We start from the raw sequence: 17,234 nt of genomic DNA on the forward strand, positions 1-17,234 counted from the left end.
GCATCATCGCAGAACCAATAATACCAAACGCATGCTCAATACCATGCATCTGCAATACCTTAACAAAGGCCTCTTCTGTCGTCATCTTCATCGGGATGCTCTCCAAGCTAAAGTGGAAGCTCTCAGGCGTACTGCCTTGGCTTGGAGTCGGTTTTGACCGATGGGTGCGCGCGGGGTTAGGGCCAGTCGGAGCGGCGGGATATATCCAGAGTTGGACTTATGCTGAGCGAATGGCCGATGCGATCTGTTTGATTCCGGGGTGGATACGATCGGGCGCTATCGAGGAATATCCCAGCCGATAGAAGTTCGCTGGCTTGTTCGGGCCTGAGAAAAAAGGCTCACCCGGTTCGATATGAACGCTCTGTTTCTGCAGGGTTTTGGCAAGTTGCGTTGTGTCTATGTGCTCAGGCGCTTTCATCCAGATCGAAGAACCACCAAAGACACCCCGACCCGCAACCGTCAGCTTGTGCTCTGCTATGGCTTCTTCGATTGTTTTACGCCTTTCCAGCAGCGCTTTGGACATACGGCGAATCTGCGCATCGTAGTGACCGAGGGACAAAAAATAGGCAGCTGTGCGTTGAATGTGGCCCGGCGGATGGCGCAGAACCAGCGACCTTAGTGCTCTGGCTTCACGAATGAATGGCTCAGAGCCAACCATGTAGCCCAACCGCAATCCGGGAAACAGTGACTTTGAAAAACTGCCTACGTAGACCACCCGACCATCTCTGTCGAGCGATTTCAATGCTGGCGACGGTGCGCCCAAAAAGGCCATCTCAAATTCATAGTCGTCTTCGACAATCATTGCGTCCAGATCGCGCGCACGTTTCAGCAAGTCGTGTCTGCGGTCCACAGGCATGGTCGATGTTGTAGGGCACTGATGGCTGGGCGTGGTGAAAATGACGTCAGTTCCATCCGGGATGTCATCCGGCGGCAACCCGTCCTTGTCCACACGCAACGCGGTCGTTTCGCAATTCGACCGGTGCAACAACTCGCGCAAAGCATAGTAACAGGGGTCTTCGATTGCCGCTTTGCGACCGCGATCCAGCAGGATCCGGGACGCCAGCCAGAGCGCATTTTGTGCGCCCAACGTGATCAGGATTTCTTCGGGACGGGCGGCAATTCCACGTCTTGGCAGCGTGTGGCGGGCGATGAACTCTACCAACAATGGATCATCCTGATCCACGTAGTCCCCGGTCAGTGAATCGAAATCTTTGTGACCCAGTGCCCGCACGGCGCAAAGGCGCCAGTTGGCATGATCGAACAGGCTCCGGTCTGCCTGACCGTAGATGAACGGATAACGATAGTCGCGCCAATCCAACGGCTTGGACAAGACATCGCCGTCCGAAAACTGACGGGCCAGTGTTCTGGTCCAGTCGACTGTTTCCTCACCGCGTTGCAACGGCGTGTACTTGGGAGGTACCGGCGCATTTTGGGAAACATAGTATCCGGACCGTCCCTTGGCGGTCAGATAGTCGTTAGCCAGCAGCTCGGTATAAGCCAAGGTTACGGTGATCCTGCTGACACCCAGATGTGCCGCCAGTTTTCGTGACGAGGGCAGTTTTTCACCTACATGAAAGCGACCTGACAAGATGCCTTCGGCTATCATCTGTTGGATTTGCGCCTGCAAGGTGCCTTGACCATCAGGCTTTAGAAAGAATGTATCGACCGAGATCCCCATGCCTCGTTATAGGGTGGACTTATGTCGGGGGCAATCTGGACTTAACTCGAAAGCCTGAGAAATCTTTGAGCGGTTCGTTGACATTGGAATTTAAAATAACTATTAAACCAGAAATCTAGTTTAATGGAGAAAGGCAATGTGGGAAACAGCCGCCGCGGGATTTTCGGCCATGGGTTCAGAAGCCAGGCTGCAGGTCCTCAAGACACTGGTACGTGCCGGGCAAACGGGCCTGACCGTTGGCGAGATCCAAAGCCGAACGGGTATCGCACCATCAACACTGGCCCATCATCTGCGGTTCTTGGCGGCAGGTGGTGTTGTTGAACAAGAAAAAGTCGGACGCAGCACGATCAACCGTGCCTGCTTTGACGAACTGAGAAATCTGGCACAGTTCATCCTGAGCGAATGCTGCGCCGACGAAGTGGGAAAGGCCGCAAACGATGGCTGAGTTAACGCAAAACCCGAGAGCTATGTCCAAGAGTGTCCTGGATCTGCTCAAGACGCCTTGGGCATTGATCGTCGCAATCCTTGCTGCAGTAGGGGTTCTTGATCCCGGCAACTGGACCGAGGTCGTGACCTTTGCGGGCAAGGCACTGGCACACACGGGTCAGTACATTCTGTTTGCCGTACTGCTACTCTCTTACCTCAAGGCCACCGGTGCCGAGGTTATGGTCGCGCGGGCTTTTGAGGGACGGGAAACGCGGATGATTTTCCTGGCTGCTCTTTTTGGCGGGCTCGCACCGTTCTGTTCCTGTGAAGTCATTCCGTTCATCGCCGGCTTACTTGCGCTAGGGGCGCCGTTGTCTGCTGTTATGGCCTTTTGGCTCAGTTCACCTTTGATTGACCCGCCAACCTTGCTCATCACCGCTGGTGCACTGGGGTGGCCGTTTGCAATTGGCAAAGCGATCGCGGCGGTAGCATTGGGATTGTTTGGCGGATTTGTCGTGCGCTTTCTGATGCGTCAGGGTGCCTTTGCCCAGCCGCTGCGCGTGTACAAACCTGCCGGTTGTTGCGGCTGTGGTCCGAAAAAGGATGACAAACCACACTGGAAGTTCTGGCAAGAACCCGAACGTCGTGCACGTTTCCGGAGTGAGTTTGTGCACAACGGACTGTTCCTGCTCAAATGGCTTGCACTGGCCTATGTGCTTGAAGCTTTGCTTGTCAGCTACGTTCCGGCGGACCTGATCGCGAGAGTTGTCGGAGGTGAAGGCCTTGTTCCAATCGTGATCGCTGCGCTGGTTGGGATGCCTGCTTACCTCAACTCCTATGTCGCGCCGCCCTTGCTGGCTGGTCTGATGGAACAGGGCATGAGCGCAGGCGCTGCGATGTCCTTCATGGTGGCAGGCGCTGTCAGCTCCATCCCGGCAATGGCCGCGGTCTGGTCCCTGGTCAAACCTCGGGTGTTTGCGACCTATCTGGGGCTTGGCATCTCTGGCGCGATCGTGGCTGGAATTCTGTTCCAGATGATCTGAGAGTAAAAGAACGCCCGGCGGATGCGCCGGGCGTTCTTCATTTGTAGCGGTTTTGACTTAGCTCGCTTCACAATAGCGCGGCAGTTTGAACCGATAGCGGGGTTCGCCGCTTTCAACGTAGACCCGTTTTTCGATACAGGCGCTGGTTCCAACCGTTTGCGCAATGGGTGCTTCGGTGGCGGTTACCGAAGTTGCCGTGCCGTCCGGCAGCCTGACCGAAGCAATGACGCCATTCTTGAGATCACCGTTGATCGGAGTGGCTGTGAGAACATCGACGGTCATGAATGCATCATGTTCATGCTTGCCGTCATCATTCAGCACCAGCAAACCAACCGCGATTACGATCAATCCCAGACCGCCAGCTATGGCAAGCCCCTTGGTCTTGACGAATGCATAGATCGAAACGGCTCGATGCGGGCCAAAGATCGCAGACAGAATGTTCAGCATGGCAATCCTGTGAAAAAATGGCTCCGACCTGGAAAGATCAGAGCTACATAACGCGTTAGTTGCGCAGATCGTCTTCTTCGTCTTCTTCGCCGCCGCCTTTGGGCAGGTTGAAGAAGCTGTCGGCATCGATGATTGGTTCATCGTCTTTTTGCTCTTCGTCACTGTCCTCAGACAACGAGAATGTCTCCAGACCTTCGATCGCAGTCGGGATTTTCGGCGCCGCATCCATCTCGAGTGATTGCTCGGTGGATACCAGACGACGACGTTCATCATCGCTCATCACGCCACCTTCGGCAGCTTTCTTGGCGGCAGCCTTCTGAACAACCGCGTCCAGCTCGGACTGCTTACACAGGCCCAGAGCAACCGGATCGATGGGCTGCATATTGGCGATGTTCCAATGTGTGCGCTCACGGATCGACTGGATGGTCGGCTTGGTTGTGCCAACCAACTTGGCGATTTGACCGTCGCTCAGTTCCGGGTGGAACTTGACCAGCCACAGGATCGAGTTCGGACGGTCCTGACGCTTGGACAGCGGAGTATACCGCGGGCCGCGACGCTTTTCTTCACCAGCGGCCGACGGGTTGAACTTGAGCTTCAGCTTGTGCAGCGGGTTGCCCTGCGCGGAGTCAATCTCTTCCTGCGTCAGCTGGTTGTTGGCAATCGGGTCAAACCCTTTAACGCCAGCGGCCACATCACCGTCTGCGATGCCTTGCACCTCAAGCTCGTGCATGCCCACGAAATCCGCGATCTGCTTGAAGCTGATCGTGGTGTTGTCCACCAGCCATACGGCTGTTGCCTTGGCCATAAGCGGTTTTGCCATCAGCCCGTCTCCTATAAATACATCTGTCCCGTCGCCGGAATTCGGCGGCCCCGTGGTTTTGGGGCAGGTTTCCGTTGTCGGGGAACTTGGGCTGTATATAGTCGCGCCAAGGCAAGAAGGGAAGAGGCGAATGCGTCAGGTGTTTTGCGGGCTCATTTTAGGGGCGTTCAGCGCAATGTCTGCGCTGGCAGATGGCGAAAAGGCTGGTGAGTTCGACTACTATGTCCTGTCGCTGAGCTGGTCACCCAACTGGTGCGCCCGTGAAGGGGATGCGCGAGGATCTGATCAATGCGACGACCGGCATGATCACGGTTGGATCCTGCACGGTCTCTGGCCGCAATACCACCAAGGCTGGCCTGCGTTCTGTCGCACGCCCGAGGCGCCGCCAACCCGGCGCATGACGCGGGAAATGGAAGACATTCAGGGCAGTTCCGGTCTTGCCTGGCATCAGTGGAAGAAACACGGCACCTGCTCGGGTCTCAGCGCGCCCGACTATTTTGCCCTGTCTCGTCAGGCCTATCTGGGCGTTGAACGCCCGCCCGTGTTCCGTCAGCTGGACACGTCGGTCAAACTTCCGGCATCGGTTGTCGAGGACGCGTTTCTGAAATCCAACCCGGATTTGGAGCGCGACATGATCACGATCACCTGTAAGCAAGGCTATATTGAAGAGGTCCGCCTGTGCCTCTCGCGCGACCTTGAGCCGGTACCCTGCGGCCGCGATGTCATCCGCGACTGCACGGCCAAGGATGCGCTGTTCGATCCGATTCGTTAAAGCTTCTTGTTTTGGCAGTCGCGTGCGTAGTCCAGCGCCTTGGCTGTCCCTTTGAGGTCGATTGCCATCACACGTTCACCCGCCGGGTTGAAAACGGTCATCGTCTTGTTCTGAGCAATTGCATTGACGAAATTCCGGTCGGTGAAGAATACCGTCGCGCCCGGCACACGGTCCTGTTTGAATCCGATGGCGGTGGCGTCAAAGCTCTTGCCGTCCAACTCGAACCGGATCGGGTAGCTCTGCCCCGGCTCAATATCGCCCCAGGCCTTGTTGTAGACGGTGAAATACCCGCGATTGTCCAGCGCGTCATAGCCCAAACGCACCACCGAGAGGTCCTGATAAATCGTCTGGATCAGGCATCCGTTCCCAAGCGCGGGATCCATCATGATGTTCCAGCCTTCGACAAATCCCTTGTCGATGAGTTCTTGTGAAAGTGCGGCGGTTGCGGTGAAAGCGGCAAAGGTCAGGGCAAGAAGGCGGGTCATAACTGTTTCCAATATCAAATGGATAGTGTCACAGGCATAGTACACGTCGCGTGCAGGAGGCAAAGGTCATTCTCGGATAATGCAGTCGAGAAAGAAAACCTATGTGCATTGCGGAACCCGGCTATGTCGCGCCGGGCAGGCGCTTGAAACCAGACAGTGGCACAATAGTTTTCGCTCCATAAACCAAGGAGCGAACCATGCCGCAACATCCAAGAACATTCTCTCACATCGGCTTGTCAGTCCCAAACGTTGACGAGGCTGTAAAGTTCTATTCCGAAGTCCTTGGTTTTTACGTAATCATGCCGCCGACAGACGTGGTAGAGGATGATACGGATATCGGTGTTATGTGCACTGATGTGTTTGGCCCGGAATGGAAAAAACTGCGTATTGCGCATCTGGCGACCGCTGATCGCATCGGGTTCGAGCTTTTTGAATTTCACGGGAACTATGTACCGGAAAACAATATCGACTTTCGCCAGAATGGCACGTTCCATTTTTGCGTCCAGGACCCGGATGTTGAAGGCTTAGTAGAAAAAATTGTTGCAGCAGGTGGCAAACAACGGATGCCGATCCGATACTATTATCCCGGAGAGAAACCCTATCGTATGGTCTACGTTGAAGACCCTTTTGGCATCGTCTTCGAGATTTACAGCCATTCGTATGAATTGACCTATTCGTCGGGCGCTTACACCTAACAAATAGAAGAGAGACTGGTGTGCAACCGGAACAGGCGAACGCGTTCCGTTTGCTGTCTTATTGCAATGCTCAGAGCTCTTTCCGCGCCCTCAGCGCTGCAGTAATCGTCCCGTCATCCAGATAATCCAGCTCTCCGCCAATCGGTACACCCTGTGCCAGTGAAGTCAGGCGCACCTGACCCTCCAATTGGTCCGCGATGTAGTGGGCGGTGGTCTGGCCATCTACGGTGGCGTTCAGCGCCAGAATGACTTCGGAAACCCCCTCGGCCAGAACCCGGTCCTTGAGGCGGGGGATGCGCAATTCGTCCGGTCCGACGCCGTCCAGTGCAGAAAGAGTTCCGCCCAGAACGTGATAGCGGCCTTTGAATACCCCGGCTCGCTCCATCGCCCAGAGATCAGCGACGTCCTCGACCACACAGAGCTCTCCGGTCGCGCGGTCTTCGCTATCGCAGATATCACAGATATCGGTGGTGCCCACATTGCCGCAATTCAGGCATTCACGCGCAGTGACGGCCACTTGTTGCATCGCGTCCGAGAGGGGGGTGAGCAGAAGGGCGCGTTTGCGGATCAGATGCAGGACTGCACGACGGGCCGAGCGTGGCCCGAGGCCCGGCAGTTTTGCCATCAGGTCGATCAGATTGTCGATGTCGCTGTTCGAGCTCACGGCTTGCGCTCCTGCAAAAGGGCCGGGCAGGGGTGCCCGGCCTTTGGGTCGTCAGGAGTGTCTATCAGAACGGCAGCTTGATGTCTGCGGGCAAACCCATGCTTTCGGTCAGCTTGCTCATTTCTTCCTGCGAACGTTCGGTCGCTTTGGATTGAGCGTCTTTGATCGCAGCCAGGATTAGATCCTCGACCACTTCCTTGTCGTCGCCGTTAAAGATGGACGGGTCGATGTCCAGACCTTTCAGCTCACCCTTGGCAGAAGCGGTCGCCTTCACCAGGCCGGCGCCGGATTCGCCGACAACCATGATGTTGTTCAGCTCTTCCTGCATTTCGGTCATCTTGGTCTGCAGATCCTGCGCGGATTTCATCATCTTGGCCATGTCGCCCAGACCGCCAAGGCCGCCGAGTCCTTTGAGCATCGGTAATCTCCTGTAAATCGGTTTGACGCCTAAATACGGATGCCGACTGAGCGACACAAGAGGCCAGCGCGCCTCCCGCCCATTGTTAAGGCCTTTTGCAAGGCAATGGGCCCTGCTGCTTGCGAATTGCAGGTCTGGGTCTCAGTCTTCCTCGAACGGATCCCATTCGTCTTCGACCTCGGGCAGCGCTTCGGTTTCGACCTGAGCTGCGCGTTGTTCGGGGGTTTCGATCTTGGTGATCTTCGCCTTGGGAAATTGTGCAAGGACCGCCTGTACCAGAGGGTGAGCCTCTGCCTCTGATTTCAGAGCAAGTTCTGCCGCATCCCTCAGTTCGGCGATTGTCGGCGTCTCTCCGTCGGATACAATGGAAACAGCCCAGCGATTGCCGGTCCAGCGTTGCAGAGACGATCCTAGCCTGGCGGCAAGATCGGCAGGTGCTTGCGATGCTGGCGTGAATTCTATTCGGCCGGGTTGGTAGGATACCAGCCGAACCCCATTTTCCACCTCGACCAGCAATTTGACATCCCGGTTCGACCGGATCAGTTCGACCACATGCTCGAAGCTCGGATAGCGCGCCAGCGCTGCCTGAACATCCTGCGCTAACGCGGCTGAAGGCGCGCCGCCGTTGCCACGCGGTGGCGATGTATAGGCAGGTGTCGCGGGGGTGTGTGCTTGTGCAACCGGGGCACCATTGCTAGGCACCGGTACGCCACCACCCGGCCCACCAACTGGCGGTGGAGGAGCATCCTGCAGCCGTTTAATCAGTTCTTCGGGGCTTGGCAGGTCGGCAACATGGGTCAGACGGATGACAGCCATCTCCGCTGCCATCATCGCATTGGGCGCGGCGGCAACTTCCTCAAGCGCTTTCAACAGCATTTGCCACATGCGCGTCAGCACCCGCATCGGCAGGGCTTCGGCCATTTGCTGGCCACGTGCGCGTTCGTCTGGCGAAACGGTTGGGTCTTCGGCCGCGTCCGGTGTGATTTTAACGACGGAAACCCAGTGAGTAATTTCGGCCAAATCCCTCAGTACCGCCAGCGGATCCGCCCCTTCGGCATATTGGGCACCAAGCTCAGTCAGTGCACTTGCCGCATCGCCGCGCAGGATCATATCAATCAGATCAAGAACCCGTCCCCGATCCGCAAGGCCCAGCATTGCGCGAACCTGATCCGCACTGGTTTCGCCAGCGCCGTGCGAAATCGCCTGATCCAGCAGTGACGTCGCATCGCGCGCGGAACCTTCTGCAGCGCGGGTGATCAAAGCCAGCGCATCTTCGGCGATCTGAGCGTTCTCTGACCCGGCAATTTTTTTCAGCAGGCCAATCATGACCTCGGGCTCGATACGTCTCAGATCGAAGCGCTGGCACCGGGAAAGAACGGTGACCGGGACCTTGCGAATTTCAGTCGTTGCAAAGATGAACTTCACATGCTCGGGTGGTTCCTCGAGCGTCTTGAGCAGCGCGTTGAATGCACTGGTCGAGAGCATGTGAACTTCGTCGATGATGTAAATCTTGTAGCGAGCACTGGCGGCGCGGTAGCGTACGCTGTCGATGATTTCCCGGATATCATTGACGCCGGTCCGACTTGCGGCGTCCATTTCCATCACGTCGACATGGCGGCCTTCCATGATCGCAACGCAATGTTCGCATTTCCCGCAAGGTTCAGTCGTCGGTCCGCCATTGCCATCGGGACCAATACAGTTCATGCCCTTTGCAATGATCCGCGCGGTGGTCGTTTTGCCCGTTCCGCGAATGCCGGTCATGATAAAGGCCTGCGCGATCCGGTCGGCCTCGAACGCGTTTTTCAGCGTGCGCACCATGGCATCCTGGCCGACGAGATCAGCAAAGGTTTCCGGGCGGTATTTTCGGGCTAGAACCTGATAGGCGGGGCTGGGTGTGTCGGTCATGTCTGCTCTGGCGGATTCGTATCAAGGATGCAGCGTAGTTGTCCCCGCGGCTTACGTCCACAGCGCACAGGCACGAATTTCGTTTGGGAATACCAGCCGATGCGCATAAGCTGGCCGGACCGATTTCGAAAAACTGAGTTCTGTTGCATGCCATTTCTTGGGAGGAGTAATTTGTGTCTCAGCTGGTGATCTATGCCCTGCAGGTTGGAAATGGTACGCTCGCGCTGACGTCGATACCCGGCAAAGATGGTGACTATTCCGGCGATTTGGACCTGATAGCGAACTGGAAGCCAGGTCTTGTCATTTCAATGACAACTGAGGCCGAGATGGTGCAGCTCGGCGCAGGTGATTTCGGCAGCGATATTCAAAGCCGGGCTAGTCGATGGGCGCATTTGCCCGTGACCGACTTCGGTGCGCCGTCACCAGAAATCAATGAGCTGTGGACTGAGACCAGCGCAGCAGCTCGACATGCACTCTCGGGCGGAGGACGGGTACTGGTTCATTGCCGCGGTGGCTGCGGACGATCGGGGATGATTGTGCTTCGACTGATGATCGAATGCGGTGAAAGACCCGAAAACGCACTCCAGAGGTTACGCAAGGTGCGGCCATGTGCAGTTGAAACTGATGATCAGCTAAACTGGGCGATATCGGCAGCTCAGCCGCAGCTCGAGCACTGAATCATGCAGCCGCGTGCTGGCTGATATCGACATTTTGCCTTGGAACGAGCGCATTGGCCTCAAGTAGCGCATATGGTGGACTGGAAAGAATGCTGGAAGGCAAAGCGGTGTTTGCTGAGCCAAACATCATGTCTGCATATTCATCCAGCGCGTTGGTCTCGACGGACATATCTGAACCGCAAAAAAACCTGATCTGATCAGGTCCCGCGCGAAAGCGGGCGGTGCAACCATCCGGGCAATGGGTCAGCTCGCTGCTGCCTTCGATTTCGAATTCTCGCGTCGCTACTGGTCCAGCTGTTGTCATGGCCTGCGCCATTGCACGGGCCATTCTGGCCAGTGCGGGGCAGGTTTTGCCTGTCCGTTGGCAAACTGTAGCTATAAATTCGTGTGTCTCGGTCTTCCAGATCATGTTGCGCCCTCCGCGCGCGAGACGGGGGCTTGGTACAGGCTGGACTACGCGATGCGGTCAGACCCTGCCCGGACACCCCGCCCGAGTTTCGGTTTCAATTCCGATGGCAGGTCTCCTGACTTGCGGGTCATCGCTTTGCCGACCTTCCCAGCCTATTGGCCAGTGGTATTTCGGCATTGCTCTCCGCCTACAGTTGCGGGGGCAGTCGCGGCATAGGTCCATTCCAACGTTTCGGGCAGGACCGCACCGTGTTCCCTTTTCATCCCGTACCAGTCCGATACGAGAACCATCGCCTAACCGCTAATGCTTGTGGTCGGCTTGAGTCAAGCTGCATTCCGCCGCGGTCAGTAAGCTTCAGAGAGCGTTGGCGGGCAGAAACCTCGGCAGGTTGCGCAATACATCCGAATTTCGACGCGCGCGGGCCAGTTGCCATCCGCCCTGAAGCATAATGAACAGTGTATCGGCGGTTTCCTGAGGATGATCGACGCCAAAGCGTTCGGCATGCCTGCGGACTTGCACAATCCAGCTTTCGTACAGGCGGTAGGCGTGATCCCTGAAAAGTTGGTTCTCCGGCCCCTCGAACAGCGTGGCGGATATAGGGCAGGTTTCCCAGCGACCGGATTTGTCAAAGAGCTTTGCGATCTTGTGGCATAGGGTTTCGACGCCATCGCGAAAGTCGCGTGCGTCTTTGAAAGAGGCCGCAATCAGTTCCAGCATTCCATCTGACGCCCAGCTTGCCGCAGCAAGGGCCAGGTCGGACTTTCCCTTTGGAAAATGATGGTAAAGCGAACCTTTGGGTGCCTGGGCCTCTGCCAGCAATTCGGACAACCCAACGCCGTTGTACCCCGAGCGCTGGAACAGCTCGGCGGCGGTCTGGATCAGGCGATCTCGGGTTGGTAGCGGACGTTTGGTCATCTTTCATCGATATTGACAGCACTAGACCAAATGGTCCAGATGGAATTATTAGACTGATTGGTCCAGACTTGGTTGGAGGATTCAATGTTGGACAGCCAGCAGAATGCGCTCATCGAGGATTTTCAGTTTCCGGCTGGTTCAGCGACGCTGTCTGCCCGTCTGTTCCTGCCTGCGACCGAGCCTGATACAGTTGTAGTTCTGAACAGCGCCACCGGCGTGCCACGCGATTACTACAGGCATTTTGCACAGTGGCTGGCTGTCGAACAGGGTATTGCCTGCCTTACATACGACTACCGCGATTTTGGCCATTCCCTTTCAGGGCGCTTGCAGGACAGCGACGTGACCATGGCCGATTGGGCTCTTGTCGATATGCCAGCGGCCCGTGCTGAGATGCGCAGAAGATTTCCGGATGCCAAGCTCTGGGTTATTGGTCATTCGGTTGGCGGGATGTTGGGTCCAGTCCAGCCGGAAATCGAACAGATCGACCGGATGATTTGTGTCTGTTCGGGACTGGTGACCGTATCCGATCATCCCTGGCCATATCGTGCATTGGCTATGTTGTTCTGGTTTGGTCACGCTCCCCTGATCGTGCGCCTGAAGGGATATCTGCCGGGTAAGTTGGTTGGTTTTGGTGCTGACCTGCCGCCAAAAGTGTATTGGCAGTGGCGAAAGTGGTGTACCGCACCTCAAAGCTATTTGCCTGAGACCGGAGTTACACTGCCCGAAGCGGATTGGTCGCGTTCAGGTGCGCCCGTCGACGTTCTTACATTTGAGGATGATGAGATGGTGCCTCCGGAGGCAGTTTGGCGACTTGCAGATGCCTACGGGCCTGCTGCCAGACGTCACCTGTTGAAGCCCGGCGATTTTGGCCTCAAGGGTGTGGGGCACATCGGGGCGTTTGCCCGTCGCAACTCTGCGGTTTGGCCCCGGTTGATTGCGTGAAGTAGGGCACCGCACGGAGGTGCCCTTTCCTTCAGAACCGTTTGCGTGATTTCTTATCCTGCATCACGGATCGCACCATTTTCCCAAAGGCTTTGTCACGTGCGCGCGACTGCGCGATTGTTTCAGAGTTACGCCGATCTTCGCGTCGCAGCTTCCTCCATCGCTCTAGACGCGCCGGGTCGAGCTCGCCGGCGCTGATGGCTTCTTGGATCGCGCAACCCGGTTCGGTTTCGTGGCTGCAATCCGCAAAGCGACAGGTTTCGGCAAGTTCGACGATATCCGAGAATACTTCATCGACCCCTTCTTGAGCATCCAGCAGACGCAGGGCGCGCATACCGGGGGTGTCGATCAGCCAACCGCCGTTACGCATCTGGTGCAGCTCGCGCGAGGTCGTCGTGTGTCGTCCATGGGCATCATCTTCACGTATCTCCGCGGTGGCTTCGTTTGCGCCAGTCATTGCGTTAGTCAGTGTGGTTTTACCTACACCTGATGAGCCGATCAGAGCCGCTGTTTGCCCTTTTGGACACCAATTCAGGACCTGTCGCACGTCATCGTCATCATGGGCATTCACTGGCACAACCGTCAGAAAGAGTGTCAGTGATTCTGCGCGTGAAACATAGTCTTTCGGATCATCGCACGTGTCTGCCTTGGTCAGCACGATCACTGGATAACAACCAGCCTGATGTGCAAGTGCCAAGTATCGTTCCAGCCGAGGCAGGTTAAAGTCTGCGTTACAGGAACTGACGATGAACAGAACGTCGACGTTGGCCGCAATCAACTGGATTCCAGCACCGGTGCCTGCGGCCCGGCGTTTTAGCAGGCTCCGCCTGTCCAGCAGTCGTTGGATACGCATGTGTTCATCGACCAAAACCCAATCACCGACAGCAAAATCACCAGTAGATTGGTTGTTACTCAGCAATGTTGCTTCGCCGTCAGGATGCATTCCGATCAGACGGTCACGGTGAACTGCGCTCACGCGATAGGGAGTGTATGTTGGATCAGCCGCATATTGCGCGGCAAAGTGAGAGGACCATCCGAGGTCCGATAGTGTAAGGGACATTGATCTGCCTGTGTTCAGAAACAGCAAGCCGCACAGATGGCGCACGCGCATCCGTGGGTGATGTGTTCAGGCAGTCGGAAGTGGCCGCTAGATCAGCGCCGCACTGCCTGAGGGATTTGTACTACAATCATCAAAGCCCTCCTTTGGCTGCGGATTGATCGCCGAATTGGCGGTAAGTGAGAGGCTGGACATCGACCCAAGCGGGACTCGTTGTGGCTGCTTCCTTCCGGACCTGACCAGGTTGGCGAGGCGCTCGCCCGCGCCAACCTCTCGAAGCCCGATATAGGGATTTGGCAGTGCAATGACAACCCATCACAGGCTTAGTCTGATCCTGAGAAATCCATCAGGGTCCTGATCGAGAATTTGCGGTTCGTATTCTGCCAGTTCTTGTAGATAATCCGCGGCGCCCGGCCCGGTTCTGAAGATTGCCAGCGATCCCGGCTGGCTGGTGAACGAAAAGGGGCGTGGAGCCTTCTCCAGAGGATCAGCAGGCAGTTTTCCGGATAGATAGTCACGCAAGATATCCTGTATTCGCAATGGAGGAAGCTTGATGGCTTCCACACGCTCAGGAAACGGAAAATGCCCGCCTCCGCTGACTCTATAGTTGTTGAGCGCTACGATAAATTCCTGCTCCTGCTCCACCGGACTGCCGAGATGTCGCAAGTTGCAGATTCGAGAATTCGCGGGATTGATCAATTGACCACTCGCGCCGAAGCGGGCGGGTTGCGACAAATCGATTTCGTATGACACGCCGTGCAATACGTCGAAGTTGTGCCCTGCCCGGCGCGGATCATTCAGCTCAGCCTCGTGACTTTTGTCGAGCTGATTGAAGATCCCTGCAGACATCTCGATCCAGTCAAGCAGTTGGGCTCTACTGACACGTATGGCTCGAAGCTCATTCGGAAATACGTGCAGGTCTGCTACATGTCTCATCGAAATTTCACCTGCCGGCACATGTGTATAATGATTAGGGCCAGCGCGTCCTCCGAACTTTGAGGGTGCTGTCGCGGATAAAACAGGAAGGGTGGCAAACTTGGTTCCGAACAAGAATGGCCGAAGAGCAGCGGCTTGTGCCGCTGCAACCAAGGCCAGCCCCCGATCATGCGCACAATAGCTGAAAAAGCTGTGCAGAGGCTTGGAGGTCTGCCCTACTGGCTCGGCCATACGTGCTCTGGTGTGCGCGTGTCCGTGCGAAAACACCTTCTTTAATTCAGCGTCTTCCGGAACAGGTAAGTTCTCATTGGCAGAACATATTGGCTGCAACTGGCTTGAGCTGTCTACGATGCGCCAGCGACCGGAAGGCTCACGTTCGACGGCAACATCGATGATGCCCAGGTGCGAGCCGGCGAAACCCGGCATGACAACAGGTTTGCCATGGATTCGACCGATGTGATTTTCGACATGCTCCAGTTCGTCATGGTTTTTCCCGGGTAAGGTCAGATGCGTATGGCCAGCGATGATCGCATCTATTTCATCAATCGCGGCCATCGGGATCACAGCATTTTCCAACCCCGTGGCAGCATCGGACTGTCCCAATCCGGAATGGGCCAGCGCGATGACCAGATCACACCCCATTTGACGTAGCCGGGATGCAGTTCTGCGCGCAGATGACATGATGTCGGCCACTGTCACCTGATCCAACAAGCGATGCGCCTCCCATTGTGCAGTTTGCGGTGGCAATACGGACAATACTCCGATCTGAATTGGAAACTCCCGGTTGGCGACTGTGAGAGATCGCCGCAAGACCGCGTATTCTTGCCAGCTCTGGTCGCCCGTGCTGTACTTCATATTGCTGCAAACCACAGGGCAAGGTGCCTGAGAGAGTATGCCGTCAAGAGCTGGCAAGCCAAAGCTGAAATCATGATTGCCGAGGCCGATGGCATCATAACCCAACAGACCAAAGGCCTTCATCAAAGGGTGTTCCGAACCCTTCTCCTCTGCCGCCCATTCGCCAAACGGAGTACCTTGCAGTGAATCGCCATTGTCGAACAGCAATGTCAGCGCGCCACTGTCTCTGACCTGCTGCTGTGCAATACGGATAAGTGTCGCTGTTCGAGTAAATCCGACTGCTGAGTCTGGGCGATCAGCATAATAGTCGAAGCTGGTCAGGTTCATATGAAGATCCGATGTCGCCAGAAGCTGAATGCGTCCACAGATCGTTTGATTCTGGCTACGGCAGGGAACTTTATTCTTGATCAATTTGTCTTCTTTTGGTGGTGATTGAGTGAACGTTTGCACTAAAAAGTAGAATACATGTAAATACTTGAGCAACCATACGGTTATTCGAGAGTATGTCTGATTTTTTAGGACTACGAATATCCATTGCTCTGGAGCCGAAGCCGTGGCACCCCTTGGCGAAAAGCTGAGGGGCCAGAATGAAACGCGCTGAACAGGTGACTTTTGGAGGTTCGGGTCTTGACCGGGCGGCCCTTATTCGAAGCGATGCGCAGAGACTTGCTGATGCTGAGAACGACCCGTCGGCGCGCTGTTTGCTGCTTTGGCGGGGAAAGATTCTGGTTTGTGGCGAGGCGTTGAACAGTTTGGCTTTCGTCCCGATGACACATGACCTGGTTCAGAAGGGCCCGGGTGGTGCGATCGAAACGCCGGTTTTCCTTGGGCTGTCTGAAGCGAACTTGCCCATATTCGCCATGGATATCTCGGAATGGGCTGCCGAGGGGCTGGATTTATCCGGTGTCGGCGAGTTTGTTGATCGGACCGAGCAACAGCATCCGGGTTTGCCGGATGGGTTTGTATTTGCCGAACTGCGTCGCATCATGACACGCCTTTCGCCGCGGGATGCCGAACTGGCTGCGACGGCCAAGGCTGTGATCGGATGGCATGAGACGCACCGGTTCTGTGCCAGATGTGGCGCACAAAGCGAAGTCTCGCAAGCTGGATGGCAGCGGAGTTGCCCCTCGTGTGGAGGCCAGCATTTTCCACGTACAGACCCTGTTGTTATTATGTTGATAACACATGGGGATTCCGTCCTTATGGGTCGCTCTCCGGGATGGCCCGAGGGGATGTACTCGCTGCTTGCGGGGTTCGTAGAGCCAGGCGAAACATTGGAAGCTGCGGTAAGACGTGAGGTCATGGAAGAAGCTGGCGTTCCGGTAGGTGCGGTCAGCTATTTGGCCAGCCAACCCTGGCCATTTCCGGCGTCTTTGATGTTCGGATGCGCCGGTGAGGCATTGTCACGCGATATTAAGATTGATCCTGTTGAAATCGAAGACGCCATGTGGGTAAGCAAGTCCGAAATGATGCAGGCCTTTGCCGGTGAGCATCCGTTGCTTTTGCCAGCGCGCAAGGGTGCTATTGCGCATTTTCTGTTGCAAAACTGGCTTGCGGATACACTGGACTGAGGAAACACTGGTTCACAGGCAAGAGAAGCAAAGACCAACATGCAATTTTCAGCTCGTGAAGACATCGAAGCGCCTATTGATCGGGTGTTTGAAATGGTCTCCGATTTCGAACGTTTTGAACGCATGGCTATGCGACGCGGGATCGAGGTGCGTCGGGTGGACGAGCATTCGCCGGTCTCTGTTGGCACGCTTTGGGAAACGGAAATCAAGGTGCGTGGTAAACCCCGTCAGGTTTCGGTCTTGATGAGCGAGTTCGCGCGTCCCGAAGTGATGAAGTTTGAAACAACCAGTAAGGGCCTGAACGGTCTGACGACGATCGAGTTTCTCGCTTTATCGCAACGCAGAACGCGTATGAGTATGGAGATTGCGCTGACCGCAAAGTCTTTGCCTGCACGTTTGTTGCTTCAGTCCCTGAAACTCGGAAAATCACGCTTTCGCAGGCAATTTCAACTTCGGTTGGGTGAGTTCGCCAGAGAGCTGGAGGAACGACACCTGCACGGTGCGTGAGGTCTGCAATAC

General features: G+C 56.0%; 19 protein-coding genes, 1 other RNA gene and 1 riboswitch. Of the genes, 8 read left to right on the forward strand and 12 right to left on the reverse strand.

Annotated elements, in window-relative coordinates; all coding sequences use genetic code 11:
• Window positions 1–217: 217 nt before the first annotated feature.
• Window positions 218–1,678, reverse strand: a complete 1,461-nt coding sequence (gene pdxR / locus ACR0IO_RS22055; RefSeq protein WP_480744857.1) for a MocR-like pyridoxine biosynthesis transcription factor PdxR — start codon at window positions 1,676–1,678, stop codon at window positions 218–220.
• 136 nt (window positions 1,679–1,814) lie between these two features.
• On the opposite strand from pdxR, the gene ACR0IO_RS22060 reads away from it, so the two are divergent.
• Both ACR0IO_RS22060 and ACR0IO_RS22065 read left to right on the forward strand, forming a co-directional pair.
• Window positions 1,815–2,123: an ArsR/SmtB family transcription factor gene (locus ACR0IO_RS22060; RefSeq protein WP_155142353.1), complete on the forward strand. Its 309-nt coding sequence runs from the start codon at window positions 1,815–1,817 to the stop codon at window positions 2,121–2,123.
• Window positions 2,116–3,147: a permease gene (locus ACR0IO_RS22065; protein ID WP_480744861.1), complete on the forward strand. Its 1,032-nt coding sequence runs from the start codon at window positions 2,116–2,118 to the stop codon at window positions 3,145–3,147. The genes ACR0IO_RS22060 and ACR0IO_RS22065 overlap by 8 nt, the downstream gene beginning before the upstream one ends.
• A 57-nt stretch (window positions 3,148–3,204) precedes the next feature.
• Here ACR0IO_RS22065 and ACR0IO_RS22070 read toward each other — a convergent pair whose 3' ends face one another.
• Entirely contained in the window at window positions 3,205–3,594 is a 390-nt protein-coding gene (locus tag ACR0IO_RS22070) for a hypothetical protein (protein WP_480744863.1), read from the reverse strand.
• A 55-nt stretch (window positions 3,595–3,649) separates the two neighbouring features.
• Window positions 3,650–4,414 carry a DUF1013 domain-containing protein gene (locus tag ACR0IO_RS22075; protein ID WP_155142360.1) on the reverse strand — a complete coding sequence of 255 codons (765 nt, stop codon included), beginning with the start codon at window positions 4,412–4,414 and terminating at the stop codon, window positions 3,650–3,652.
• 130 nt (window positions 4,415–4,544) lie between these two features.
• Here ACR0IO_RS22075 and ACR0IO_RS22080 point away from each other — a divergent pair, with 130 nt between their 5' ends.
• Window positions 4,545–5,186 carry a ribonuclease T2 family protein gene (locus ACR0IO_RS22080; protein WP_480744866.1) on the forward strand — a complete coding sequence of 214 codons (642 nt, stop codon included), beginning with the start codon at window positions 4,545–4,547 and terminating at the stop codon, window positions 5,184–5,186.
• Here the strand turns inward: ACR0IO_RS22080 and ACR0IO_RS22085 are convergent.
• Window positions 5,183–5,671, reverse strand: coding sequence for a hypothetical protein (locus ACR0IO_RS22085; RefSeq protein WP_480744868.1), 489 nt, complete (start codon window positions 5,669–5,671; stop codon window positions 5,183–5,185). The two genes, ACR0IO_RS22080 and ACR0IO_RS22085, sit on opposite strands and share 4 nt — an antisense overlap.
• Window positions 5,672–5,868: 197 nt before the next feature.
• Here ACR0IO_RS22085 and ACR0IO_RS22090 point away from each other — a divergent pair, with 197 nt between their 5' ends.
• Complete coding sequence (locus ACR0IO_RS22090; protein WP_170335661.1) at window positions 5,869–6,366, forward strand: lactoylglutathione lyase family protein; 498 nt, start codon at window positions 5,869–5,871, stop codon at window positions 6,364–6,366.
• Between the two features lie 70 nt (window positions 6,367–6,436).
• Here ACR0IO_RS22090 and recR read toward each other — a convergent pair whose 3' ends face one another.
• The 3 genes from recR to ACR0IO_RS22105 form a co-directional block, all read right to left on the reverse strand.
• On the reverse strand, window positions 6,437–7,030 hold the full coding sequence (recR, locus tag ACR0IO_RS22095) for a recombination mediator RecR (protein WP_170337162.1): 594 nt from the start codon (window positions 7,028–7,030) through the stop codon (window positions 6,437–6,439).
• Between the two features lie 64 nt (window positions 7,031–7,094).
• Complete coding sequence (locus tag ACR0IO_RS22100; protein WP_155142368.1) at window positions 7,095–7,448, reverse strand: YbaB/EbfC family nucleoid-associated protein; 354 nt, start codon at window positions 7,446–7,448, stop codon at window positions 7,095–7,097.
• A 141-nt stretch (window positions 7,449–7,589) separates the two neighbouring features.
• A complete protein-coding gene (locus ACR0IO_RS22105) occupies window positions 7,590–9,353 on the reverse strand; it encodes a DNA polymerase III subunit gamma/tau (RefSeq protein ID WP_480744876.1) in 1,764 nt (587 codons plus the stop codon).
• 173 nt (window positions 9,354–9,526) lie between these two features.
• Between ACR0IO_RS22105 and ACR0IO_RS22110 the strand changes: the two genes are divergently transcribed.
• A complete protein-coding gene (locus tag ACR0IO_RS22110) occupies window positions 9,527–10,030 on the forward strand; it encodes a protein-tyrosine phosphatase family protein (protein ID WP_480744879.1) in 504 nt (167 codons plus the stop codon).
• Window position 10,031: 1 nt separating this feature from the next.
• Here ACR0IO_RS22110 and ACR0IO_RS22115 read toward each other — a convergent pair whose 3' ends face one another.
• Both ACR0IO_RS22115 and ACR0IO_RS22120 read right to left on the reverse strand, forming a co-directional pair.
• A complete protein-coding gene (locus ACR0IO_RS22115) occupies window positions 10,032–10,439 on the reverse strand; it encodes a hypothetical protein (RefSeq protein WP_480744881.1) in 408 nt (135 codons plus the stop codon).
• 88 nt (window positions 10,440–10,527) lie between these two features.
• Window positions 10,528–10,745: riboswitch (cobalamin riboswitch) on the reverse strand.
• A gap of 48 nt (window positions 10,746–10,793) precedes the next feature.
• Window positions 10,794–11,354, reverse strand: a complete 561-nt coding sequence (locus ACR0IO_RS22120; RefSeq protein ID WP_480744883.1) for a TetR/AcrR family transcriptional regulator — start codon at window positions 11,352–11,354, stop codon at window positions 10,794–10,796.
• Window positions 11,355–11,438: 84 nt separating this feature from the next.
• Here ACR0IO_RS22120 and ACR0IO_RS22125 point away from each other — a divergent pair, with 84 nt between their 5' ends.
• A complete protein-coding gene (locus tag ACR0IO_RS22125) occupies window positions 11,439–12,296 on the forward strand; it encodes an alpha/beta hydrolase family protein (protein WP_480744886.1) in 858 nt (285 codons plus the stop codon).
• Window positions 12,297–12,327: 31 nt separating this feature from the next.
• Here the strand turns inward: ACR0IO_RS22125 and rsgA are convergent, their stop codons facing one another.
• From rsgA to ACR0IO_RS22140, 3 genes are all read right to left on the reverse strand, one after another.
• Window positions 12,328–13,356: a ribosome small subunit-dependent GTPase A gene (gene rsgA, locus ACR0IO_RS22130; protein ID WP_480744889.1), complete on the reverse strand. Its 1,029-nt coding sequence runs from the start codon at window positions 13,354–13,356 to the stop codon at window positions 12,328–12,330.
• A gap of 174 nt (window positions 13,357–13,530) precedes the next feature.
• An RNA gene (gene ffs, locus ACR0IO_RS22135) (signal recognition particle sRNA small type) lies at window positions 13,531–13,629 on the reverse strand.
• Between the two features lie 39 nt (window positions 13,630–13,668).
• Window positions 13,669–15,594 carry a bifunctional 2',3'-cyclic-nucleotide 2'-phosphodiesterase/3'-nucleotidase gene (locus tag ACR0IO_RS22140; RefSeq protein ID WP_480744892.1) on the reverse strand — a complete coding sequence of 642 codons (1,926 nt, stop codon included), beginning with the start codon at window positions 15,592–15,594 and terminating at the stop codon, window positions 13,669–13,671.
• Window positions 15,595–15,731: 137 nt separating this feature from the next.
• Between ACR0IO_RS22140 and nudC the strand changes: the two genes are divergently transcribed.
• Complete coding sequence (gene nudC, locus ACR0IO_RS22145; RefSeq protein ID WP_480744894.1) at window positions 15,732–16,715, forward strand: NAD(+) diphosphatase; 984 nt, start codon at window positions 15,732–15,734, stop codon at window positions 16,713–16,715.
• A 39-nt stretch (window positions 16,716–16,754) separates the two neighbouring features.
• A complete protein-coding gene (locus tag ACR0IO_RS22150) occupies window positions 16,755–17,222 on the forward strand; it encodes an SRPBCC family protein (protein WP_170337149.1) in 468 nt (155 codons plus the stop codon).
• Window positions 17,223–17,234: the final 12 nt, after the last annotated feature.

It is taken from the genome of Ruegeria sp. CE12 (assembly GCF_056537525.1).